General features: G+C 22.6%; 26 protein-coding genes. 9 read left to right on the top strand and 17 right to left on the bottom strand.

The window, feature by feature from the left end; translation table 4 throughout:
* Nucleotides 1-21: 21 nt before the first annotated feature.
* On the bottom strand, nucleotides 22-684 hold the full coding sequence (locus AAHM85_RS06800) for an IS1595 family transposase (protein ID WP_342261473.1): 663 nt from the start codon (nucleotides 682-684) through the stop codon (nucleotides 22-24).
* A gap of 455 nt (nucleotides 685-1,139) precedes the next feature.
* On the opposite strand from AAHM85_RS06800, the gene AAHM85_RS06795 reads away from it, so the two are divergent.
* Nucleotides 1,140-1,349, top strand: coding sequence for a hypothetical protein (locus AAHM85_RS06795; protein ID WP_342261472.1), 210 nt, complete (start codon nucleotides 1,140-1,142; stop codon nucleotides 1,347-1,349).
* Between the two features lie 51 nt (nucleotides 1,350-1,400).
* The gene (locus AAHM85_RS06790; RefSeq protein ID WP_342261471.1) at nucleotides 1,401-2,072 is read left to right on the top strand and encodes a hypothetical protein; all 672 of its coding nucleotides are present in this window, start codon (nucleotides 1,401-1,403) and stop codon (nucleotides 2,070-2,072) included.
* Here the strand turns inward: AAHM85_RS06790 and AAHM85_RS06785 are convergent.
* Nucleotides 2,062-2,739: a transposase family protein gene (locus tag AAHM85_RS06785; protein ID WP_342261470.1), complete on the bottom strand. Its 678-nt coding sequence runs from the start codon at nucleotides 2,737-2,739 to the stop codon at nucleotides 2,062-2,064. The genes AAHM85_RS06790 and AAHM85_RS06785 overlap by 11 nt on opposite strands.
* A 205-nt stretch (nucleotides 2,740-2,944) precedes the next feature.
* Between AAHM85_RS06785 and AAHM85_RS06780 the strand changes: the two genes are divergently transcribed.
* Both AAHM85_RS06780 and AAHM85_RS06775 read left to right on the top strand, forming a co-directional pair.
* The gene (locus AAHM85_RS06780) at nucleotides 2,945-3,445 is read left to right on the top strand and encodes an IS3 family transposase (RefSeq protein WP_342261469.1); all 501 of its coding nucleotides are present in this window, start codon (nucleotides 2,945-2,947) and stop codon (nucleotides 3,443-3,445) included.
* Nucleotides 3,408-3,734, top strand: coding sequence for a transposase (locus AAHM85_RS06775; RefSeq protein ID WP_342261468.1), 327 nt, complete (start codon nucleotides 3,408-3,410; stop codon nucleotides 3,732-3,734). Before AAHM85_RS06780 ends, AAHM85_RS06775 begins: the two co-directional genes overlap by 38 nt.
* A 206-nt stretch (nucleotides 3,735-3,940) precedes the next feature.
* On the opposite strand, the gene udk is transcribed toward AAHM85_RS06775, so the two are convergent.
* The 3 genes from udk to AAHM85_RS06760 all read right to left on the bottom strand — a co-directional run bounded on the left by udk (nucleotide 3,941) and on the right by AAHM85_RS06760 (nucleotide 6,386).
* Nucleotides 3,941-4,564, bottom strand: coding sequence for a uridine kinase (udk, locus tag AAHM85_RS06770; RefSeq protein ID WP_342261467.1), 624 nt, complete (start codon nucleotides 4,562-4,564; stop codon nucleotides 3,941-3,943).
* 16 nt (nucleotides 4,565-4,580) lie between these two features.
* Nucleotides 4,581-5,006 (bottom strand): Holliday junction resolvase RuvX, encoded by a 426-nt coding sequence (ruvX, locus tag AAHM85_RS06765; protein WP_286642295.1) that lies wholly within the window; start codon nucleotides 5,004-5,006, stop codon nucleotides 4,581-4,583.
* 99 nt (nucleotides 5,007-5,105) lie between these two features.
* A complete protein-coding gene (locus AAHM85_RS06760; protein WP_342261236.1) occupies nucleotides 5,106-6,386 on the bottom strand; it encodes an IS3 family transposase in 1,281 nt (426 codons plus the stop codon).
* A gap of 155 nt (nucleotides 6,387-6,541) precedes the next feature.
* Here AAHM85_RS06760 and AAHM85_RS06755 point away from each other — a divergent pair, with 155 nt between their 5' ends.
* Nucleotides 6,542-6,712 (top strand): hypothetical protein, encoded by a 171-nt coding sequence (locus AAHM85_RS06755; RefSeq protein WP_342261466.1) that lies wholly within the window; start codon nucleotides 6,542-6,544, stop codon nucleotides 6,710-6,712.
* A gap of 115 nt (nucleotides 6,713-6,827) precedes the next feature.
* Here AAHM85_RS06755 and AAHM85_RS06750 read toward each other — a convergent pair whose 3' ends face one another.
* The 4 genes from AAHM85_RS06750 to AAHM85_RS06735 form a co-directional block, all read right to left on the bottom strand.
* Complete coding sequence (locus AAHM85_RS06750; protein WP_342261465.1) at nucleotides 6,828-7,811, bottom strand: OTU domain-containing protein; 984 nt, start codon at nucleotides 7,809-7,811, stop codon at nucleotides 6,828-6,830.
* An 810-nt stretch (nucleotides 7,812-8,621) separates the two neighbouring features.
* Nucleotides 8,622-11,693 carry a DNA polymerase III subunit alpha gene (locus AAHM85_RS06745; RefSeq protein ID WP_342261464.1) on the bottom strand — a complete coding sequence of 1,024 codons (3,072 nt, stop codon included), beginning with the start codon at nucleotides 11,691-11,693 and terminating at the stop codon, nucleotides 8,622-8,624.
* 496 nt (nucleotides 11,694-12,189) lie between these two features.
* Nucleotides 12,190-12,459: a BspA family leucine-rich repeat surface protein gene (locus tag AAHM85_RS06740; RefSeq protein WP_342261463.1), complete on the bottom strand. Its 270-nt coding sequence runs from the start codon at nucleotides 12,457-12,459 to the stop codon at nucleotides 12,190-12,192.
* On the bottom strand, nucleotides 12,411-12,734 hold the full coding sequence (locus AAHM85_RS06735) for a hypothetical protein (RefSeq protein ID WP_342261462.1): 324 nt from the start codon (nucleotides 12,732-12,734) through the stop codon (nucleotides 12,411-12,413). The genes AAHM85_RS06740 and AAHM85_RS06735 overlap by 49 nt, the downstream gene beginning before the upstream one ends.
* Nucleotides 12,735-12,930: 196 nt before the next feature.
* Here AAHM85_RS06735 and AAHM85_RS06730 point away from each other — a divergent pair, with 196 nt between their 5' ends.
* Nucleotides 12,931-13,083 (top strand): hypothetical protein, encoded by a 153-nt coding sequence (locus AAHM85_RS06730; protein WP_342261461.1) that lies wholly within the window; start codon nucleotides 12,931-12,933, stop codon nucleotides 13,081-13,083.
* A gap of 602 nt (nucleotides 13,084-13,685) precedes the next feature.
* Here the strand turns inward: AAHM85_RS06730 and thiI are convergent.
* The 5 genes from thiI to AAHM85_RS06705 form a co-directional block, all read right to left on the bottom strand.
* A complete protein-coding gene (gene thiI / locus AAHM85_RS06725; protein ID WP_342261460.1) occupies nucleotides 13,686-14,858 on the bottom strand; it encodes a tRNA uracil 4-sulfurtransferase ThiI in 1,173 nt (390 codons plus the stop codon).
* Nucleotides 14,859-14,881: 23 nt separating this feature from the next.
* Complete coding sequence (locus AAHM85_RS06720; protein WP_342261459.1) at nucleotides 14,882-16,570, bottom strand: hypothetical protein; 1,689 nt, start codon at nucleotides 16,568-16,570, stop codon at nucleotides 14,882-14,884.
* 50 nt (nucleotides 16,571-16,620) lie between these two features.
* Nucleotides 16,621-17,394 carry a type III pantothenate kinase gene (locus AAHM85_RS06715; protein WP_342261458.1) on the bottom strand — a complete coding sequence of 258 codons (774 nt, stop codon included), beginning with the start codon at nucleotides 17,392-17,394 and terminating at the stop codon, nucleotides 16,621-16,623.
* A 2-nt stretch (nucleotides 17,395-17,396) separates the two neighbouring features.
* Nucleotides 17,397-18,071, bottom strand: coding sequence for a DNA integrity scanning protein DisA nucleotide-binding domain protein (locus tag AAHM85_RS06710; RefSeq protein WP_342261457.1), 675 nt, complete (start codon nucleotides 18,069-18,071; stop codon nucleotides 17,397-17,399).
* A gap of 152 nt (nucleotides 18,072-18,223) precedes the next feature.
* Nucleotides 18,224-18,466, bottom strand: coding sequence for a transposase (locus AAHM85_RS06705; RefSeq protein ID WP_342260813.1), 243 nt, complete (start codon nucleotides 18,464-18,466; stop codon nucleotides 18,224-18,226).
* 80 nt (nucleotides 18,467-18,546) lie between these two features.
* On the opposite strand from AAHM85_RS06705, the gene AAHM85_RS06700 reads away from it, so the two are divergent.
* Both AAHM85_RS06700 and AAHM85_RS06695 read left to right on the top strand, forming a co-directional pair.
* Nucleotides 18,547-18,723 carry a hypothetical protein gene (locus AAHM85_RS06700; RefSeq protein ID WP_342261456.1) on the top strand — a complete coding sequence of 59 codons (177 nt, stop codon included), beginning with the start codon at nucleotides 18,547-18,549 and terminating at the stop codon, nucleotides 18,721-18,723.
* Between the two features lie 173 nt (nucleotides 18,724-18,896).
* On the top strand, nucleotides 18,897-19,391 hold the full coding sequence (locus tag AAHM85_RS06695; protein WP_342260487.1) for a transposase family protein: 495 nt from the start codon (nucleotides 18,897-18,899) through the stop codon (nucleotides 19,389-19,391).
* Here the strand turns inward: AAHM85_RS06695 and AAHM85_RS06690 are convergent.
* The 3 genes from AAHM85_RS06690 to AAHM85_RS06680 form a co-directional block, all read right to left on the bottom strand.
* On the bottom strand, nucleotides 19,365-20,033 hold the full coding sequence (locus AAHM85_RS06690) for an IS1595 family transposase (protein WP_342261455.1): 669 nt from the start codon (nucleotides 20,031-20,033) through the stop codon (nucleotides 19,365-19,367). The genes AAHM85_RS06695 and AAHM85_RS06690 overlap by 27 nt on opposite strands.
* Before the next feature lie 118 nt (nucleotides 20,034-20,151).
* Nucleotides 20,152-21,272 (bottom strand): IS3 family transposase gene (locus tag AAHM85_RS06685; RefSeq protein WP_425289708.1). Its coding sequence is split into 2 segments (ribosomal slippage): nucleotides 20,152-21,029 and nucleotides 21,029-21,272, totalling 1,122 coding nucleotides; the frame shifts between segments, so codons are not numbered across the junction.
* Between the two features lie 189 nt (nucleotides 21,273-21,461).
* A protein-coding gene (locus AAHM85_RS06680) for an IS3 family transposase (RefSeq protein ID WP_425289706.1) occupies nucleotides 21,462-22,582 on the bottom strand; the annotation gives its coding sequence in 2 pieces (ribosomal slippage) (nucleotides 21,462-22,339 and nucleotides 22,339-22,582; 1,122 coding nt in all).
* A gap of 222 nt (nucleotides 22,583-22,804) precedes the next feature.
* Here AAHM85_RS06680 and AAHM85_RS06675 point away from each other — a divergent pair.
* Nucleotides 22,805-24,085, top strand: coding sequence for an IS3 family transposase (locus tag AAHM85_RS06675; protein ID WP_342261236.1), 1,281 nt, complete (start codon nucleotides 22,805-22,807; stop codon nucleotides 24,083-24,085).
* Nucleotides 24,086-24,143 lie beyond the last annotated feature (58 nt).

Here is a 24,143-nt window from a genome sequence, read left to right as displayed (position 1 = left end):
AAAATATTTTTTGTGATTAACTTATTCATGTGGTAAAATTTTATTCATTTTATAATATCCACGATATTCATCAGTAAAAAGAATAGAATTGTTAATATCAACATTTTCTTTAACTATTTTCATTAAATCTTCAGATTTAATACTTTTATTTTTTGCATGAAATAATTTAACATTACCATTTCGTTCAATAATGCCAACAACACACTCTTTACTAGTTCCTCTACCACGTAATGAGTTATTTTTATTATCAACATCATTATATTTACGCGATTTTCCACCCACATATGTTTCATCCATCCCTAATATTTTTGCTAATAATTTAATCTCATCATTAGCCATTGCCTTTCTAATTTTATGCATCATTTTTCATACAGTTGCTAAACGTAAATTTAAGTCTCTTGAAGCTTGAGATGATGATAAACTTTTTTTAGCATTAGCCATTAATACTATTAAAATAAATCACTTTTGAAGTGGTACACGTGTATGATGAAAAATAGTTTGAGCAGTTACACTAAAAGACTTATGACATTTTTTGCATTTATAACGCGACTCTTTTAAAACAGAGTTAACTTTTTCACTAAAACAAAAAAGACATTTTGGTTTGTTATTTCATCTTATTTCTTCTAAAAATTTTATACAAGATTCTTGGTTTGGAAATTTATTTATTATGTCTAAAATATTCATTTTCAATCACCTTTAATTAGATTTTATTTTACTAATATCTAATTATAGTTTTCAGAAATAATAATGTATATAAGTTATTGCCAATAAACGTAAAATTCCGGAAAATTATTTTAAATATTGAACCAAAAGAACTACCTTTCCAAATAGTGAAATTATTTTCGAAATATTTTTAATTAAAAATAATAAATTATACAAACACGTTAAAAAATATGAAAATATTGACAAATTATCATATGACCTAAATAATAATAAACTTTTAGATTCTTCTCCTATCAAAGTTAAAGGAGGTGAAAAATCAAATCTAAAATATTATTATTTTTTAGAAAACGCTACTATAAATTATTTCTATTAATAATATAGATACACTTATAAAAAATATTATCTTATTTAATCAAAAATTAAATAATAATACTGATTATGATACTTTATTAGAGTTATATCAGTATTTAACATATATGCAAAAACTTATTGATAATCCTACTTCGTCTAGCAATATTTCAATCAATACCAAAATTAAAGAAACATTACCTAATTTATTTTTAGGATTACTACTAGTTTATATTGCATTTACTGGAAAAAATGCACAAAGAATAATTTCTACATATATTTTTGATGATCAAGAATATACATCAGAAGGGCATCAGTCACTTAAGTTTACCAATTAATATTTTCAATCTGTAATATAATTAAAAATAATTAATACAGAAGGAGAAATTATGAATTATAAAGTTTATTCAAAAGAAACAAAATTAGCCGTTGTTAATGAGTATTTAGTTGATAAAAAACTAAAAATACATGAAATTCAAGTCAAATATAAATTATCAACTCCAGTATTAATTTATAATTGGGTTAACCAATATCAAATTAAAGGTGAAAATGCATTCACCAAAATTTCTAAATCCCAAACTTCTCACAGGATCGATAAGAAAGATATTGAAATTAAACTATTAAACAAAGAAATTGATAAACTTAGAAAACAAGCTTTAAAAGATGAGGTTGAAAAAGAACTTTTAAAGGAGCAATTAGCCTGTGAAAAGAAATTAACAAGGGGAAAAAATAGTAAATTATTAAAATATAAGTGTTTTTTAATAGTAGAAAAATATAAGCAAAAAGGTCATCAATTAAATAAAATTATTGTTTACATAGCTATTAGCAAAACAGCATACTATTTATGAGTAAAAAAACGTAAAAAGCAATATCAATCAAAAATTAATGATAATTTGATACAAGCAATAAACAAAATAGTTCTCATTAAAAATGAAAAAAAGTACATTAATATGACTAGTTTTGAAAAAGTAAGATTAGAGTTAAAAATAAAAAATAAAGGTCTTAAATGCAGTAAAACAAGCATAAAACAAATATTAAAAGATAATAGACTTACTGCATAACGTTTTTAAGTTTTAATGATAAATTATAAAATCCTGCAATTAAATTAAATCTTAAAAATATTCGTTTTCTGGCTTTTCTAAATTTATAACCAATAATCTTAAAACATTTTAAAAATGCAAAAACATGTTCAATTTTTCTACGAGTTTTATTAATAATCTTATTAAAGATTTTGGTTTTATTTGTTTTAGGATTATTTTTGCTAATTTTAATGGGTAAAAATGTATTAGCATGAATTTTTTGTAAACCTTGATAACCTTTATCTGCAAGAATTATAGTTTCTGGTAAAAACTTTAACTTTGAATTCTTAAAAGTTTTAAAATCATGATTTTTACCAATATCAGAAAAAATATTTTTATTTGTTAAATTATTAAACTTATTATTCTTTATTAAAATATCTTCAATTGAACGAATATTTCGTAAAGCAGTAGTATCAACCATACCATACTCAGCACCAATACTATGATATGTACGATTTTCATATAAATATCTTAAACTCATTACTAGTCGATCTTCTATTGACATTTTATATGGCCTTCCACCAATAGTAGTTTTGAGTTTTTGATGTTCTAATAAAATATTTAAAATTTCGTTAAAAACGAGTTTATTAATACCCACTATTTTACGAAAATATTGATCAGATTTATCTTTTAATTCAAAATATGTCATAAAGTTTATCCTTAACTATTCAAATTTTATTTTAATAATAACAAAAAAATAAAAAGTTAACTAGTTATGCAGTAAGTCTAATAATATTAAATTATTATTAGAACCTAAATCAACAAATAGAGTAGTAGAAAATAGTGATTTAAAAAATAATAAAGATTTATTAAAACGTAATTTTTCAAGTAATAACTTTCTTGAAAAAGTTGGTATGGATGGCACATGATTTAAAAATATAATTATTGGTGATAAAAAAACAAATTTATTAGTTGTTTTTGCTACTGATATGTACAGTAATTCAATTGTTGGCTGAAAAATAAACAAAAGTGAAAATGCCAAAACTGTGTTAAATGTGGTTAATCAAATAGAATTAGCGAGTGCTAAACAATGTAATTTTACGACTATTCAATCAGATTTAGGTTCTGCTAATACAAGCGAAATTGTTAGTAAAGTTTTTAATACAAGTACTAATCTAATTCATTCAAAAAGTCTATCAGGTTTTAAAGGTAATCAAGTTAGTGAATGTTTAAATCGTTGAATTAAAAGAGATTTTAAAATGATGTTTGGTAGCACTTTTGAAAGTATGGAAAGTTTTAATAAAATATTAGAAAAATTTGTTAGATATTGAAACAATGATAGAATAGTTATTAGATTGAAAATGCCTCCAAATCAATTTGTACAGATTTGAAGACAAGAAAGTAAACTTATCTAACCAATGCCCTATTCTTTTTACTGATGAATATCGTGGATATTATAAAATGAATAAAATTTTACCACATGAACAAGTTAATTACAAAAAATATTTTTCTTATAATGGTATTCATACAAATACAATAGAAAGTTTTTGAGCAATATTAAAAAGAGGTTTTATCGGCCAATTTCATTGAGTTTCAAAAAAATGACTCCAATCTTATTTAAATGAATTTTGTTTTAAATATAATAACCGTAAAGAAAAAATCACATTTAAAAATATCATAATTAAATTATTTATTAAGAATTAAGTGTTAACCAATAAGCGTAAAATTCCGAAAAATAGTGTTTATGAGCAAATAATGCAAATACAAAAATTTAATGTTTTATCTCTTTTAAATGAAAATAAAATTGATTATTTAAGTTGTTAATCTTCTTTGTTAACTTATAAAAAAACAATAAAATGCATTTTTAAGATGCATTTTATTGTTTTTTTAAAAATTAAAACTTAAAGAAATTATTTAATAATTGCTTTAATTTTAGTAGCAATAATATCAATAGCTACAGTATTATGAAAATCAAAAGGAATAATAATATCAGCATAACGTTTAGTTGGTTCAACAAAAGCATCATGCATAGGTTTAACAGTTAATGCATATTGTTGTAAAACACTGTCAAGAGTACGATTTCTAAAACTAACATCTCGTTTAATTCTTCTTAATAATCTAGTATCACTATCAGTGTCAACAAAAATTTTGATAGTAGATAATTCACGAATAATAGGATTTTCTAAAGCAAAAATACCATCCAGAATGATAACATCACCCGGACCAATAATCTCAGTGTTTTTACTGCGACTATTGATTTTAAAATCATAAATAGGTTCTTCAATAGCATTACCAAGTAATAATTGTTCTAAATCATGAATTAATAATTTCATATCAATAGCATTAGGATGATCAAAATTAGTTTTTTTTCTTTCTTCAACTTTTAAGTTACTAAGGTCATGATAATAATTATCCATTTGTACAAAAATGACATTTTTTTTATTACAAGCTTCAGCAATTTTTTCTGCTACTGTTGTTTTTCCTGAAGCACTGCCACCAGCGATAGTGATTAAATTAATTTTTTTATATTTCACATTTATCTCCTAAAATTTAAGATTGAGTTATTTTATCAAAGTATGATTGTAAAATAATAGCAGCAGCCAATTGATCTTTAACTTGTTTTCTTTTATTTAAAGAAACATTAGATTTTATTAATATTTGCTGCGAAGAATAAGTAGTTCTTCTTTCATCTTGTAAAACAATATTTAGTTTATCATTATTTTGTGTTAATTTAAATTTATCAATAAAATTTAAAACAATTTTTGCGCTGGGGCCGACTGTGCTATCCATGTTTAAAGGGTAACCAAAGACAAGAATATCAGCATCATATTCTTTAATAGCATTTTGGAGTTGGATAATGGCATTATTAAAATCATGCTCTGGGAAACGAATAGTTTTTCAAGAAAAAGCAATTTTTCCTTCACCACGAGCAAGTCCTAATGTTTTACTACCTAAATCAATGCCTAAATACTTCATAAATTTATTATACTTAATATTTTTTTTAATTTTAATAATATATTGATTTTATAAAAAATATTTTTTATATTGTAACTATAATAAAAATGCAGGCATTGGTTAGATAAGTTTACTTTCTTGTCTTCAAATCTGTACAAATTGATTTGGAGGCATTTTCAATCTAATAACTATTCTATCATTGTTTCAATATCTAACAAATTTTTCTAATATTTTATTAAAACTTTCCATACTTTCAAAAGTGCTACCAAACATCATTTTAAAATCTCTTTTAATTCAACGATTTAAACATTCACTAACTTGATTACCTTTAAAACCTGATAGACTTTTTGAGTGAATTAGATTAGTACTTGTATTAAAAACTTTACTAACAATTTCGCTTGTATTAGCAGAACCTAAATCTGATTGAATAGTCGTAAAATTACATTGTTTAGCACTCGCTAATTCTATTTGATTAACCACATTTAACACAGTTTTGGCATTTTCACTTTTGTTTATTTTTCAGCCAACAATTGAATTACTGTACATATCAGTAGCAAAAACAACTAATAATTTTGTTTTTTTATCACCAATAATTATATTTTTAAATCATGTGCCATCCATACCAACTTTTTCAAGAAAGTTATTACTTGAAAAATTACGTTTTAATAAATCTTTATTATTTTTTAAATCACTATTTTCTACTACTCTATTTGTTGATTTAGGTTCTAATAATAATTTAATATTATTATCTTTTAATATTTGTTTTATGCTTGTTTTACTGCATTTAAGACCTTTATTTTTTATTTTTAACTCTAATCTTACTTTTTCAAAACTAGTGATATTAATGTACTTTTTTTCATTTTTAATGAGAACTATTTTGTTTATTGCTTGTATCAAATTATCATTAATTTTTGATTGATATTGCTTTTTACCTTTTTTTACTCATAAATAGTATGCTGTTTTGCTAATAGCTATGTAAACAATAATTTTATTTAATTGATGACCTTTTTGCTTATATTTTTCTACTATTAAAAAACACTTATATTTTAATAATTTACTATTTTTTCCCCTTGTTAATTTCTTTTCACAGGCTAATTGCTCCTTTAAAAGTTCTTTTTCAACCTCATCTTTTAAAGCTTGTTTTCTAAGTTTATCAATTTCTTTGTTTAATAGTTTAATTTCAATATCTTTCTTATCGATCCTGTGAGAAGTTTGGGATTTAGAAATTTTGGTGAATGCATTTTCACCTTTAATTTGATATTGGTTAACCCAATTATAAATTAATACTGGAGTTGATAATTTATATTTGACTTGAATTTCATGTATTTTTAGTTTTTTATCAACTAAATACTCATTAACAACGGCTAATTTTGTTTCTTTTGAATAAACTTTATAATTCATAATTTCTCCTTCTGTATTAATTATTTTTAATTATATTACAGATTGAAAATATTAATTGGTAAACTTAAGTGACTGATACCAATAAAGAAGAAATTTTTGCAAAATTGGAAGATTATATCAGACAAATTAGAATATCACATTATAAAATTGGATTAATGGAGGAAAGAATTTATATTTATTTTAAACCAGAACAAATGATAATTACTGATAATCAAGAATTAAAACTTAATATTGTGGGAGCATATTTACATAATTATGATGAAGAAAAACATTTACCAAATTCTGTTTATTATATAACAACAACTATTAAATACCAAGTAAAATAAATTTAAAAATATACTAAAAATAACCAAATATTTGGTTATTTTTTATTAATATAACAAATCAATAAATACAAAAGTGATAATACTAATAATACTTATTAAATGATTTTAATACTAATTAATTAGTATTTGTATTAGTACTTTCTTTTAATAATTGTTGATCTCCTGTTTTAGAACCATTAATTATTGGTTTAATAAATGATTGAAAAACAAGATTAGGATTTGTAAATAATTGATCTTGATTATTTAATTCAAAAATAGATTTTTCTAATATTTCATTTTTTTGATGTGCTGGTACTTTAATTATATCTTCAATAAAAATATCAATTATAGCATTTTGTGTTTCTTCATTAATTTCTTTATCAGACAACTGATTTTTAAGTTTTAATCTAGCATTAATTAAAAAATCATCACTTTCCTCTCTTGGAAATGAAATACTTTCTTGAAAACTATTATTACTTGAGTTAACTTCAAATGAAGGTGTTACTACTTTTGTAGTTTCTTCTTCATTCCTTTTTGTTGGTGTTTGATTAGTAATATTTGAAAAATATTGATAATGTCCAGCTTGATAGTATAACTTCACTTCATTATTAGCAATTACATTATCTGGTTCAAATCTTTCCCTATTTGCAATATCAAAATCTTCATTATTTCTAATAATATCACAATTTAAAATATTACAAATTGCTTCAATTTCAACAGAACCTGTTATTTTACCATTTTTTCTCATTTGTTCTAAATTTTTTCTTATTTGTGTCTCTTCACTATTGTTAGGATATAATTCTTTATTTTTTTTATTGATTTCACTATCTAATAACATTGATCTAAAATTAGCTTTATTATTTGGACGTTTTGTATCTAAATTTGTTTCAATATAATCACAAATACGATTACGAAACACTTTAACTAATTTTTCATTTTCTTTATCAGCAAAATTAAAATCAGCAAAATTAAAAATTCGTTCTCAACCGCCTTCTATACCAAAAAGTGATTTATATCTTTTTTTAAATTGGTTTTTATTAGTTTTAACTTGTTCTAAATATGAAACAATTACTGCTCATAATAAACAATTACCATCTCTTTGTACATCTTTAATTGCCATGGTGATGTGCTCCTTTAAACAAAAAACAGTTACTTTAAAATAAAGTAATAAACTAAAATTTTAAATAAATATATTGGGATTTTAATCCTCGTTGCTTTGCAATTCATCGCAAATTGGTAATAAATATTACTACTTATAATATAACAAAAAAAACAAAAAAATAATAGCAAATCACTATTAAAATATTATATATAAATATTTCATAATTTAATTTTATTTAATAAAATATAAGGAGATTTTTAGAAATGAAAATTCAGAAACTTAAAAAAATAAATTTAATAACGCTATCACTATTCATTTTAACTATTTTGGTTATATTTACATCTTTAACCTTAATAGATTTTTTTAACATAAAAAATGATATAAAATATATACCTTGTTTCTATAATAATTATAGAAAGCAAGAAATAATAACAAAAGAAAATGGTTTTAATTTAATAAAAGAACATGGTTTAATTTATATATTAACTAATAATAAATTATATTTTTGTAAACATTACCTCTTCCAAAATATTATTGAAAACTATAATCTTAAATCATTAGTACAACTAAAAATTGGAATTGTTTTTGCTATAATTTTAAGTCCAATTTTATTATTTATAACTATATTACTAATCTTTTTAAATAAATATTTAAAAATAAAAAAAGAAAATAATAACTTTTGAGATGCTATTGAAAATTGTGAAATTATTAATAATTATTATGTTCATTAATTTTTTATTTATTATTAGAAATTAAACTAAGAAACTTAAAAACTATTGATTATATTTATTATTTAATATAGTAAGCATAGATAAAATTATATGCTTACTATAAATTTTTAATTACTCTTGATAAAATTAACTGAATATTATCATTATAAATCTCTACCTTTCCTTCCATTAAAATTACTTTATTAACTTGTAAATATTCTTGGTATATTTGATATAACTTTTCAAAAACCGTTACTTCAATAACATTGCTATCATTTTGCATTTCAAAAAAAGCCATTAATTTTTTAGTTTTAGTTTTAATTACTCTAATATTATTGATAACTCCATATACTCTAACATGTTGATCAACATAATTATTAATATATGCTAAATCAATAGCTTTATTATGAGGATCTAATTTTTCTTTTCATAGTAATTTAGGATTATATTTTAAGTAAAGTCCTAATGCACGATGTTCATTAATACTATTATTATTTCAATCATCTTCTCTTTGTAACATAATTGGTTTAGCAATTAAATTAAAATTTAATGATAATTCTTCTCCACTAGTTTCATCTTTTACCTGCACCATATTGGCATATTCTAATGCAGCATCCAAGTTTAATAATAACATTGTTCGATTTGATTGAATATCATCTAAAGCACCAGCAGCAATTAAATGTTGAATATTTTTACGATTCAAACCAATAAATATTGCTCGAGCACAAAAGTTAAAAAAATCTTGAAAAAATCCATTACTAGTACGTTCTTTAATAAGATTACTACAACTACCTTGACTCATTTGCTTAATTGCTTGTAAACTATAACGAATAGCTTTTTTAGCATCATCAATTAAAAAATCAATGCCAGAAAATTGAATTGATGGTGATAAAACTTTAATTTGATATTTTTGACATTCATTCAAATATTGTAACATTTTTTGATCATTACCAATAACACTGCTTAATAACGATACCATAAATGCCAATGGATAATTTGCTTTTAAATAAACTAAATAATAACTAATTAATGAATAAGCAACAGCATGAGAACGATTAAATCCATAACCAGCAAATTTTTCAATATCTTCTCATATTTTCTTAACAACTCTTGATGAATAACCTCTATTAACAGCACTTTTAATAAATGAGTTTGCTTGTTCTTTCATAACTGTAGTATCTTTTTTACTAATTGCACGACGAATTAAATCAGCTTTTCCTAATGAATAACCAGCAACTTTCTGTAGAATTAATAATATTTGTTCTTGATAAATAATAATGCCATAAGTTGATGCTAAATAAGGTTTTAAATCTTCATGAATATATGTAACTTTTTGTTTTCCTAATTTACGATTAATATAATCTTGAATGTACTCTTGTGGTCCAGGACGAAATAAAGAAGAACTAGCAATAATATCTTCTAAGTTATCAACTTTCATTTTAATTAAAATTTGACGCATTCCTGAAGATTCCAATTGAAAAATACCAGTTGTATCACCATTTTTAATAATGCTAAAACTTTTTTCATCATTTAAAGGAATTTGAGATAATTTTAAATTTAAAAAATAATGTTTACTTACTTGTTGTAAAATATTTTGTAAAATAGTTAAATTACGTAATCCTAAGATGTCCATTTTTATCAAACCAAGAGCTTCTAGGGTTTGCATTGGAAATTGCGTTTGATAAATACCTTGAAATCCTAATTGTAATGGAATAGCAGTAACTAACGGTGCTCTTGTAATAACAATTCCTGCTGCATGAGTACTAGTTTGTCGTGGAAAACCAAGAATTTCTTTGGTTAAAGTAAACAATAGAGGATACTTATTTGCATATCATGCTAATTTTGGTGATTGTTTAATAGCCATATCTATTTCAAAATTATATTGAATTGGTATCAATTTTGTCATTTCATTAATATCTTCAATATTAACTTGAAAAACTCTTCCTAAATCACGAATTGCCATTTTACTAGCAATTGTTTGAAAAGTAACAATATATGCAACATGTTCCTTGCCATATTTTTGATGAATATAATTAATAACTTCATCTCTTCTTGTATCTTCAAAATCGATATCAATGTCTGGTAATGATATTCGTTCTGGATTTAAAAATCTTTCAAAAATTAAATTATAAGCAATAGGATCAACACCAGTAATTCCTAAAACATATGCCACTAAACTACCAGCAACACTTCCTCTACCTGGTCCAACCATTATATTCTTGCTTTTTGCAAATTTAACATAATCATTAACAATTAAAAAATAATCAGCAAAACCCATTTCATTAATTACTTGTAATTCATATAAAACTCTTTTAACGTATGTTTCAGGAATTTCACGACTTTGAAAATGCGCTTCTAATCCCTGCTTACATAATTCTTGCAAATATAAATTACTAGTAAGATTATTAGGGCAAGTAAATTTTGGTAAACTCAATTCTGCGCTATTTGGCTTATTTTTAGGAAATTTTAAATTACATAATCAAATAACCTTTTCAATGTTTTCAATAATTTCATTTGGATAATGTTTCATTAAATCTTGTTTAGTTTTATATAAAAACTCATTACTTTTTGATAAATCTTCTGATTTTAATGTTTTTTGTTCTTTAATAGCTTGTAAAATTTGATAAGTACGATGTTGTTTTTCATCTAAATATAAAACCAAATCAATTGGAATAATATTAGATGTAATCGATTTTAATAAAGTAATATTATCCATATCACTAGGTACTAAACCAAAATAAACTAATTCATGACCTGTTGAATTTAAAATATCATAATTATTTTTAATATATCTAATATTTTTGTTATTAGCATGAATAATAACTAAAACTTCACGTGTTTGATTAAGATATTTTTTTACATCATTAGTAGTAACAATATTATTATTAGTACTAATAATAGTAGAAAGTTCTATTAATCTTTGATAACCAGCATATGAAGTTGCCATAATAGTTAATTCAACTTTATCAGTAGCACTTTCTCAAACGCAATTTAAACCAATTAATGGTTTAATATCATTCTCTATACATAAATTACAAAATTCATAAGTACCATACATTATATTTTTATCTACTAAAGATAGAACTTTTAAATTATTTTTTTTAGCAAATTCAATATAATCACTTATTTTAATAGTTGATGAAAGAAATGAATAATTAGAACGAACATTTAAATTAACTATATATTTCATATTATCTCCTACAATTCTTGAATGACTTATATTACAAGTTAATTTTAACATCATTTTTTCTTACTAGGTTATTCTTAAGTTATTGTTTTTAATACGAAACTATTTACAACACTTAAAATAATTTTTTTTCAAAAATACTCATATTTTTAAACACTATAGTAATAAATTTCAAAATTACTATAATTCTATAATATTGTAATATTTTTTGCATTATCATTTCTATAATTTGCAATTCTTCTTTCATTTCTTCTGCTGTTAATGGAATAGGGTTTCTAATAATATTTAAAGTGTTAAATTTTTGAATTTTACTTTCAATTTTATATATGAAATTAACACTTTCATCTTCATTAATTAATATTCTTGGAATTTTTAATTTGTTCTTCTTTTGTTAAAATCAAAAAAATATATTTAAAATATGTAATTATATCTATTTTCTTTTTAATAAGTTATATTAAATATATTTTCTTATATTAATTAAGATAAAAAATTAAGAAAATTAATTAGGAAATTTTGGTAACTTATTAGGATCAGTAATTCCTGAATTTCCAGCAAAATTTTTATGTTCTTTTACATTAGATACATCTCAGATTGAAATATCTTGATTAAATGATGATGTGAAAAGAAACATATAATTCATATTTATTACATTAGATACATCTCAATTTGAAATATCTTGATTAAAATTTGAAGATAAACTAAACATACCAGTAACATCCTTTATTTCTGATGGTAATTGCTCACGTACTTTTTCAACTGTTTTTGGCATTCTAACTGCCTGAACTTGCTCTTGTTCATTTTTATAAATCCAATTTGAATGATTTCTTTACTATCTATATCTGTTAAAAAATGTTGATTAGTTGCTACTTGCTTTCCAACTTTATCAATGTAAATTGTATCTTGTTCTGTTTTTGTTTCAAAAATACTATTTTTTTGATTTAAAAAAATATTCGTTTTTTGTACAGTAACATTTACAATACTGCTCAAATTTCCCATATTAACTCCAAGTGCTAAACTGCTTAATGTTATTAATCATGAAATCATGATTAACCCCTACTTTGTTTAGATTTATGTCAACTTTTCTTAAAATTATATAAGTTATCTAAATTCTAAAACTTTGTAAAAAAAATACAACAAAAATAACTTTCACAAAAAAATATAATAATATGCTACAATTTGCATAAACTTAATACAAATTTTTAACTTATTAATTTATTTTTAATCAAATAAGGAGAATAAAATGGATATTCAAATAATATTAGCTGCTAAAAGTGATGATCTACAAGTAATTAAAAATGGTGGCAATGTTAATTATATATGCGATGATATAACCGCTTTAATATGAGCAGCACAAAATGGTCATTTAGATGTAGTTAATTATCTTAATAGATAATAATGTTAGTATTTATCATGTAGTAAAAAATAGACGCGATCCTTGAATATTAAATAATATTAATGGACAAATAATTATAGCTAATTATTTAAAAACAAATGGTTATTATAACTATGCTAATCTTTTACTAGACACCATTGAAAATGGTGATACAGCTTTAACAATAGCTGCTAAAACAAAGACCCAAAAATAGTTGAAAGATTAGCCTATGAAATTTATGAACAAAAAATAAAGCAACGATATAAATTTGAATTACCTACTATTCTTAATGTTACAACCAATAAAAATAATTTTGAAGTTAAATTTCTTCAAGAATTAGCAAATGAAGTACAAAAAATAACAAGCGGTATTGATTTTAGAGAACCAAATCCATATCAAAAATTAAAAATAAATTTAAAACTTACTCAATTAGAAATTGATAAGAAAAAAATAAATGAAATCAATAAAAGAATTGAAAAAACAAAATTATTAGTAAATGAAATAAATGCAATCGATTTACAAAATCAAACTTCAACAAGTAATCAAAATACTTATTGTAATATTTTATATTTAAAGTAAATAAACTACATTTATTAAAACTATTAAATTATTAATAAATTTATTTACATTTTTTCAATATCTTTAAAACTTTTTATTAAAATTTGTTCTCAATCAATTATTTGCTTTAAATCATTTTCCAAAAGTTCACATTCTTTAATCTTTGGTTGTGTAACAGGGTTTTTGGGAACAAATAATGAACAACAATCAGCGAATGGTAAAATTGATGTTTCATAAGTACCAATTTTTTTAGCAAGATTAATAATATCAACTTTATCTTCGGCAATCAAACTACGCAAAATTGGTAAATTGCTAACAATATTAATAGCGTTAATACTTGCTAATGTTTGTGAAGCAACTTGACCAATTGCTTCACCAGTTGTTAATGCTTGAATTTTATATTTTTCTGCAAATAAACTAGCAATTCTAATAAACATTCTACGCATTAAAGTAATACGATAACTTTCTTTCTTAATATGACTTAATTCATTTTGCAAGTTAGTAAAATTGCAAATATATAAATTTTTACTACCAGCATTATAAGGTGCTAAAATTTGAACTAAAGTTTCTACTTTTTTTAATGCTGTTGGTAAAGTAAAAGGTGGAGTAGCAAAATGTAAATACTGAACTTGTAATCCTCGTTTCATTAATTTATATGCTGCTACAGGTGAATCAATACCACCGCTCAATAATAATAATACTTTCCCTGAACTACCTACTGGAAAACCACCAGCACCAATAATTTTATTTGCAAATAAATAAATATCATCCTTATTAACTTTGATATTTATTTTTAAATCAGGATTAGTAACATTAACCTTTAAATCTGTTTTTTTTAAAATTATAGAAGCTATAATTTTAACTATTTGTTCTGAATTTAATGAAAAACTCTTATCACTACGACTAACAAAAAGTTTAAATGTTTTAAAATTTGTTAGATCTTGACTTAAAATTAATGATATTACTTTTTCTGATAATATTTCCATATTTTTAGCAATTCTAAAAGCAGGTGATAATGAACTAATACCAAATATTTTCACCAAAATATTAATAACATCATTCATTACATCAAGAGATAAATTGGTTAGTTCCATCCGATCATGAAAATGAATAATATTTATTTCTTTATAATCACTAAGAGCATACTTAATATTTGTTTTTAATTGTTTAATAAAATCAATCCGATTTTTACTTTTAGTTGTTAATTCACCATAACGAATAATAATAATTGGTACCATTTAATTTTCCTCTTTTTTAAAATTTATTCCATTAATTCCAATAATAATGTTAATGCTTTTTGATTATGATTATTAGTGATATTATTTTCAATTTCATTAAATTTACTGCTAAGTTGCTGATTAATTGAACGATGACGATTAGCATAAACAAGAGTTAAATGTGATAATTTATGAATAGTAATTTCCATTTTTAATTCAGTATAAAGATGAAAAATTTTATTTTGTAAATCATTAAATTTACTAAAAGAAGAATTATCATAATTTCCATTTTTAAAATTTAAAATAGTATCATTTATTAAATATTGTAAATCACTAAACTTTTCTTTATAAATTTCATTTAAATAATAAAAATTAATATTATTTAAAATATTATCAATTTGTAACATCATTGAATTGATTTTATCAACATAAGTTTTAAATTTAATTTTTGATTTATTTTGTTCACTCAACAATTTATTATACTCTTTTAAACTATTAAAAACAACAATACTATTTTCAAATAATGCCGCTAATAACATTACTAATGTTTCATAACTAGTATTTTTTATTGATTTTTGATGTTCTATGATTAATAAATTATCAAAATGATTAACAGTAGTAAGTTGTTTATTAATAATAGTTTCTAAGTTAGTTATTTTACTATTCTCTATCATTTTAGAATTAATTTTATTTGAAAGAGCAATTTCATTTTTAATAGTTTCAAATATTTCATTAAAATTAAAACTCATAACTAAAATTTTTTCATAATTTTGTTTAAAAATATTATAAAATATTTGTTCTTTATCAATTTTATTATTAAAAGTGGCAATTAATTTTAATATTTCTTGAGTGTTAACCTTAGCTTTTTTGTATTGTAAATTATTAATTTGTTTATTAATAAAAGTTAACTTTTCATCAACGTTTACTACTAATTGTTCGTATTGTAAAAGTAAAGTATTATTTATTTTTATCATTTGATATTTATTTTTTAAAGCAGACATTTTCTGTTTAATTTCATATGTTATAATATAACGAAGTGTTGGTAAATTATCTAAAATTTCTGCCAATGTTACAACAGCAATCGCAATCTCACTTAAAATAGTAATAATTTGACTAACATTAATAGCATTAATATTTGTTTCTAATTCTTTAAACATATCATTAATTATTTTAATAACTTCATCTAATTGTTCTCGATTAAGATCGTTTTGTAAATTAATCTTGATCATTTGATCTTGTAAATAATTAAAATTTTGTTTAAAAAATAATTGATATTCTCGTAATAATTGATCAATACTAATAAAATAATCTATTTCAATTGTTAATAACTGCAACTGATTTTTTAAATTATTACTCTTATTATGCATTCTATACATTAATTTATATCTTTTTCATAATTCTTTATTATTTTGTAATTTTAAAATTTGAATATACTTTTTAAAAACCTTATTTAAATCTTTTTTAAAAAAAAGATTATAACGACTAATTCAAATTCCTAAAATAGAACTATATTGTTCATTTGCTTGTACCATTTGATTAATACGATTTAATCTTTCTTTAATATTAATATTTTGAATATATTGCAAATTTTTATAAACCATAAATTGTTTATTTTTATATGAACTAAAAATTACTAATAAACTTGTTAAAACGATAATAGTAAAAATTAATAAACTAATAATAGTTATTATAATAATTTGTGCACTAGTTAATTTATAAATTTTTATTAACATCAACATAGTTTTATTCTCCTTTCCTTATATTTTAAATATATTAAAAGATATTAATCATTTATTTTATTATTACTTCTAAAATATTTAATAATATCAACTAAACCTAAAAATAACATTTGTGGTTCATAAATATAAGAAAAATCAAAATAAGATTTTAAAATTGGTACACTACCTCCTGTTAAAATTACAGGTAAACTAATATTTGTTTCATTTTGAATTCTAGTAACTATACTATTAATCATTGCACTAAAACCATAACCATAACCAATTGATAAAGCATGATTAGTATTTTTACCTAGCATTGATTGATAATGTTGCATTTCAAAATCGACAAGTAAAGCAACATTATCAATCAATGCATCTTTACTGGTACTAAATCCAGGTCCAATAATAACACCAACCAAAACATCATTAATAACAACACTATAGGTAGTAGCAGTTCCCAAACTAACAACTATCGCATTATGATACTTAGTATAAGCAGCATATGATAATGCTATTAAATCACTACCTAATTGACAATTTTCTAAATTAAGTTTTAAAGGTAAAGAACTTAGTAAATTAAAATCAACAATTAACGGTTTTAAATTATATGTAAAAACAATTAATTTTTCTATTATTATTAAAAACTTTGCAACAACACAACTAATAACAGCTTCTTCAAAATATAATTTTTTATTTAATTTAAATGCTTTTTTCAATTGATCAATTGCATTTTTACTTTTGGTTTCTATTACTGATCATTGTTCAATAATTTCACTATCATTAATCATAGCAATCTTAATTAATGTATTACCAATATCTATTAATAACAAACTTTTCATTATTATACTTGTTGAACCATTTCTTTAGTTGAAGCTAATTCATCATATAGTGTACGAACAAGATTATTTAAGTTTTCAACTTGTAAAAACTTACCACTACGAGCTATTGAAACAGAACCATTAGTTTCACTAACAATAACTGATACTGCATCGGTTTGCTCTGATATTCCAATAGCAGCACGATGACGCGAACCAAATTGACTAGATATTTTTTTATTAGTTAATGGAAAATAAGTAGAGGCACATTCAATACGACCTAAACGAATAATAACTGCACCATCATGCAATGGTGAACCTTTAATAAAAATAGATTGTAATAGTTGTGAAGTTACTTCACCATCAATTTTTACTCCCAAATCAGTATATTCATTTAATGAAACATTTCTTTCAATCGTAATTAGTGCTCCAATTTTTTCTTCTGCTAATTTAATCACTGCTTCTGCTAAAACACTCGCTAACATTCTTTTTTCTGAAGTTGCTAGTAATTTCATATGAGATTTATTTCTTGTTGTTCATCAAACTTTTTTACCACGAATAAAGGTATTCATAACTATTAAAATAAGAATTGTCATTAATAAAGAAATGGTTATTCCGAATAAAACCGCTATTTCAGCAATAACCGTTCCAATATCTGCTGAAATTACAGCCGAAATAATATTTAACGGTAATACACTCATATTAAATACCACCATTCCTTTATTTTTTGATTCCACTACTTTAATTATAAAGTAAAAAAATTATTTTTGATATTATTAGTATAACAACTTATCATAATTTACAAAATACTCCTTTTAAATTTATTCGGAATTTTACGCTTATTGGTTAACACTTAATTCTTAATAAATAATTTAATTATGATATTTTTAAATGTGATTTTTTCTTTACGGTTATTATATTTAAAACAAAATTCATTTAAATAAGATTGGAGTCATTTTTTTGAAACTCAATGAAATTGGCCGATAAAACCTCTTTTTAATATTGCTCAAAAACTTTCTATTGTATTTGTATGAATACCATTATAAGAAAAATATTTTTTGTGATTAACTTGTTCATATGGTAAAATTTTATTCATTAGACTTACTGCATAACTAGTTAACTTTTTATTTTTTTGTTATTATTAAAATAAAATTTGAATAGTTAAGGATAAACTTTATGACATATTTTGAATTAAAAGATAAATCTGATCAATATTTTCGTAAAATAGTGGGTATTAATAAACTCGTTTTTAACGAAATTTTAAATATTTTATTAGAACATCAAAAACTCAAAACTACTATTGGTGGAAGGCCATATAAAATGTCAATAGAAGATCGACTAGTAATGAGTTAGATATTTATATGAAAATCGTACATATCATAGTATTGGTGCTGAGTATGGTATGGTTGATACTACTGCTTTACGAAATATTCGTTCAATTGAAGATATTTTAATAAAGAATAATAAGTTTAATAATTTAACAAATAAAAATATTTTTTTAAAAAGAAGAATTAAAAAATAAAATTTTGATAATTGATGTAACAGAGGTAGAAACAGAACGACCAAAATATAACCAAAAAGATTGATTTTCTGGTAAAAAATGAATGCATACTGTTAAGTTTCAAACCGTAATTAATGCAAATACTAATGAAATTTTAAATATTTTTTCTGATATTGGTAAAAATCATGATTTTAAAACTTTTAAGAATTCAAAGTTAAAGTTTTTACCAGAAACTATAATTCTTGCAGATAAAGGTTATCAAGGTTTACAAAAAATTCATGCTAATACATTTTTACCCATTAAAATTAGCAAAAATAATCCTAAAACAAATAAAACCAAAATCTTTAATAAGATTATTAATAAAACTCGTAGAAAAATTGAACATGTTTTTGCATTTTTAAAATGTTTTAAGATTATTGGTTATAAATTTAGAAAAGCCAGAAAACGAATATTTTTAAGATTTAATTTAATTGCAGGATTTTATAATTTATCATTAAAACTTAAAAACGTTATGCAGTAAGTCTATTTTATAATATCCACGATATTCATCAGTAAAAAGAATAGAATTGTTAATATCAACATTTTCTTTAACTATTTTCATTAAATCTGAAGATTTAATACTTTTATTTTTTGCATGAAATAATTTAACATTACCATTTCGTTCAATAATGCCAACAACACACTCTTTACTAGTTCCTCTACCACGTAATGAGTTATTTTTATTATCAACATCATTATATTTACGCGGTTTTCCACCCACATATGTTTCATCCATCTCTAATATTTTTGCTAATAATTTAATCTCATCATTAGCCATTGCCTTTCTAATTTTATGCATCATTTTTCATACAGTTGCTAAATGTAAATTTAAGTCTCTTGAAGCTTGAGATGATGATAAACTTTTTTTAGCATTAGCCATTAATACTATTAAAATAAATCACTTTTGAAGTGGTACACGTGTATGATGAAAAATAGTTTGAGCAGTTACACTAAAAGACTTATGACATTTTTTGCATTTATAACGCGACTCTTTTAAAACAGAGTTAACTTTTTCACTAAAACAAAAAAGACATTTTGGTTTGTTATTTCATCTTATTTCTTCTAAAAATTTTATACAAGATTCTTGGTTTGGAAATTTATTTATTATGTCTAAAATATTCATTTTCAATCACCTTTAATTAGATTTTATCTTATATAAGTTTATAAAATTATTAAAACTAAATGTCTTCAGTTTACTATAAATTTGTTGTTAGAACCTGAAATGGCAACCCTTTTTAGGACTATTTTTTGGTAGACATTTTTTCTTGATATTTAATGGGAGTTAAGTAGTTTAAAGTGCTGTGGATTCTTATATTGTTATATCAATTGATATAATCAAATAATTCTAATTTTAACTGTATTAATGATGTAAATTTTTTGTCATTAATAAATTCAGTCTTGAAAGTTTTAAAAGTTGCTTCAGCAACAGCATTGTCATAAGGACAACCTTTTTTACTTAAAGAGCGGGTAATATTGAATGCTAATAAAAGTTTGTTAATAATTTTATTATTAAATTCGTTACCTCGATCGCTATGAAATATTTGCATATCTTTTAAACAGCGATTTGATTGCATAAATGCTTGATATACCAATGATGCATCTTTTTTAGTACCTACACTATGTCCAACAATTTCGCGGTTAAATAGGTCTATTAATAAGCAAATATAGTTTCATTTACCATTAACTTCAACATAACTAAGATCACTGACAATCACCTCATTTTTAATTCTATTATTAAAGTTTCTATTAACAATATTAGTGATTTGTTCATTATTTACTTTATTACGATGATTTTTAAATGATAATTTAGTGTATTTTGACATTAAATTATGTTTATCCATAATTTTTTTAATTTTTCTTTTTGATAAATAAATTTCTTGTTTTTCTAGTATGACTTTTAATCTTCTTGTTCCATAAACACATTTGTTTTCTTTAAAAGCACTAATAACAGCTTGATCATAAATATTATTTTTGATTTTATCTTCTTTTTTCTTTAAATTAAAATAATATGTTGATTTAGAAATTTTTAAAAAACGACACATTGGGCGAATCTTATATTTTCATTTATTATTTGCAATAATCTCTACTTTCTGCCTATTATTAGTGCTGCTTGCTTTAAAATATCATTTTCCATTCGTAATTGTTTTAATTCTTTATTCATTTGAATTAATTGTTTTTCTAAATCAGAAAGATTATCTTTAGTTTTAAAACTTCCCGAATTAGTAAATTGCTTAATTCATTTATATGCAACTGCTCTTGTAACATTGTACTCTTTAACAAGACAAGATACTGATTTGCCACTTTGATATAAAGCTACTATTTGTTTTTTAAATTCATCTGTATATGAAGTAATATTGGCCATAATTATATTTCCTTTCTTTTAACAAATATTGTTATTTGTCTACATAATTAGTGTCCAATAAATTGTAGCCGATCCAAACCTGTTTAGAATCTTTTAGAGAATAAGGTAAAATTACTATATATTTTAAAATAAGAGGTATATATGCATAAAAATTATCCAAGTCATGTGAAATGGCAACCCTTTTTAGGACTATTTTTTGGTAGACATTTTTTCTTGATATTTAATGGGAGTTAAGTAGTTTAAAGTGCTGTGGATTCTTATATTGTTATATCAATTGATATAATCAAATAATTCTAATTTTAACTGTATTAATGATGTAAATTTTTTGTCATTAATAAATTCAGTCTTGAAAGTTTTAAAAGTTGCTTCAGCAACAGCATTGTCATAAGGACAACCTTTTTTACTTAAAGAGCGGGTAATATTGAATGCTAATAAAAGTTTGTTAATAATTTTATTATTAAATTCGTTACCTCGATCGCTATGAAATATTTGCATATCTTTTAAACAGCGATTTGATTGCATAAATGCTTGATATACCAATGATGCATCTTTTTTAGTACCTACACTATGTCCAACAATTTCGCGGTTAAATAGGTCTATTAATAAGCAAATATAGTTTCATTTACCATTAACTTCAACATAACTAAGATCACTGACAATCACCTCATTTTTAATTCTATTATTAAAGTTTCTATTAACAATATTAGTGATTTGTTCATTATTTACTTTATTACGATGATTTTTAAATGATAATTTAGTGTATTTTGACATTAAATTATGTTTATCCATAATTTTTTTAATTTTTCTTCTTGATAAATAAATTTCTTGTTTTTCTAGTATGACTTTTAATCTTCTTGTTCCATAAACACATTTGTTTTCTTTAAAAGCACTAATAACAGCTTGATCATAAATATTATTTTTGATTTTATCTTCTTTTTTCTTTAAATTAAAATAATATGTTGATTTAGAAATTTTTAAAAAACGACACATTGGGCGAATCTTATATTTTCATTTATTATTTGCAATAATCTCTACTTTCTGCCTATTATTAGTGCTGCTTGCTTTAAAATATCATTTTCCATTCGTAATTGTTTTAATTCTTTATTCATTTGAATTAATTGTTTTTCTAAATCAGAAAGATTATCTTTAGTTTTAAAACTTCCCGAATTAGTAAATTGCTTAATTCATTTATATGCAACTGCTCTTGTAACATTGTACTCTTTAACAAGACAAGATACTGATTTGCCACTTTGATATAAAGCTACTATTTGTTTTTTAAATTCATCTGTATATGAAGTAATATTGGCCATAATTATATTTCCTTTCTTTTAACAAATATTGTTATTTGTCTACATAATTAGTGTCCAATAAATTGTAGCCGATCCACATGTCACTAAAGAACAATTTGAGAACATAAGATTAATTTTAGAAAATGTCAAAAAGAAAACAAAAGGTATCAGTCACTTAAGTTTACCAATTAATATTTTCAATCTGTAATATAATTAAAAATAATTAATACAGAAGGAGAAATTATGAATTATAAAGTTTATTCAAAAGAAACAAAATTAGCCGTTGTTAATGAGTATTTAGTTGATAAAAAACTAAAAATACATGAAATTCAAGTCAAATATAAATTATCAACTCCAGTATTAATTTATAATTGGGTTAACCAATATCAAATTAAAGGTGAAAATGCATTCACCAAAATTTCTAAATCCCAAACTTCTCACAGGATCGATAAGAAAGATATTGAAATTAAACTATTAAACAAAGAAATTGATAAACTTAGAAAACAAGCTTTAAAAGATGAGGTTGAAAAAGAACTTTTAAAGGAGCAATTAGCCTGTGAAAAGAAATTAACAAGGGGAAAAAATAGTAAATTATTAAAATATAAGTGTTTTTTAATAGTAGAAAAATATAAGCAAAAAGGTCATCAATTAAATAAAATTATTGTTTACATAGCTATTAGCAAAACAGCATACTATTTATGAGTAAAAAAAGGTAAAAAGCAATATCAATCAAAAATTAATGATAATTTGATACAAGCAATAAACAAAATAGTTCTCATTAAAAATGAAAAAAAGTACATTAATATCACTAGTTTTGAAAAAGTAAGATTAGAGTTAAAAATAAAAAATAAAGGTCTTAAATGCAGTAAAACAAGCATAAAACAAATATTAAAAGATAATAATATTAAATTATTATTAGAACCTAAATCAACAAATAGAGTAGTAGAAAATAGTGATTTAAAAAATAATAAAGATTTATTAAAACGTAATTTTTCAAGTAATAACTTTCTTGAAAAAGTTGGTATGGATGGCACATGATTTAAAAATATAATTATTGGTGATAAAAAAACAAAATTATTAGTTGTTTTTGCTACTGATATGTACAGTAATTCAATTGTTGGCTGAAAAATAAACAAAAGTGAAAATGCCAAAACTGTGTTAAATGTGGTTAATCAAATAGAATTAGCGAGTGCTAAACAATGTAATTTTACGACTATTCAATCAGATTTAGGTTCTGCTAATACAAGCGAAATTGTTAGTAAAGTTTTTAATACAAGTACTAATCTAATTCACTCAAAAAGTCTATCAGGTTTTAAAGGTAATCAAGTTAGTGAATGTTTAAATCGTTGAATTAAAAGAGATTTTAAAATGATGTTTGGTAGCACTTTTGAAAGTATGGAAAGTTTTAATAAAATATTAGAAAAATTTGTTAGATATTGAAACAATGATAGAATAGTTATTAGATTGAAAATGCCTCCAAATCAATTTGTACAGATTTGAAGACAAGAAAGTAAACTTATCTAACCAATGCCATATTAAATTTATAAAATTATTGTAATATAGTTTTCTATACCATTATATT

Origin of the sequence: Spiroplasma endosymbiont of Notiophilus biguttatus, assembly GCF_964030985.1 — a bacterium.
Classification (GTDB): domain Bacteria; phylum Bacillota_I; class Bacilli_A; order Mycoplasmatales; family VBWQ01; genus Spiroplasma_E; species Spiroplasma_E ixodetis_A.
Note: the sequence above shows the minus strand (reverse complement) of the source record. Positions and strands in the feature narration are given on the sequence as shown.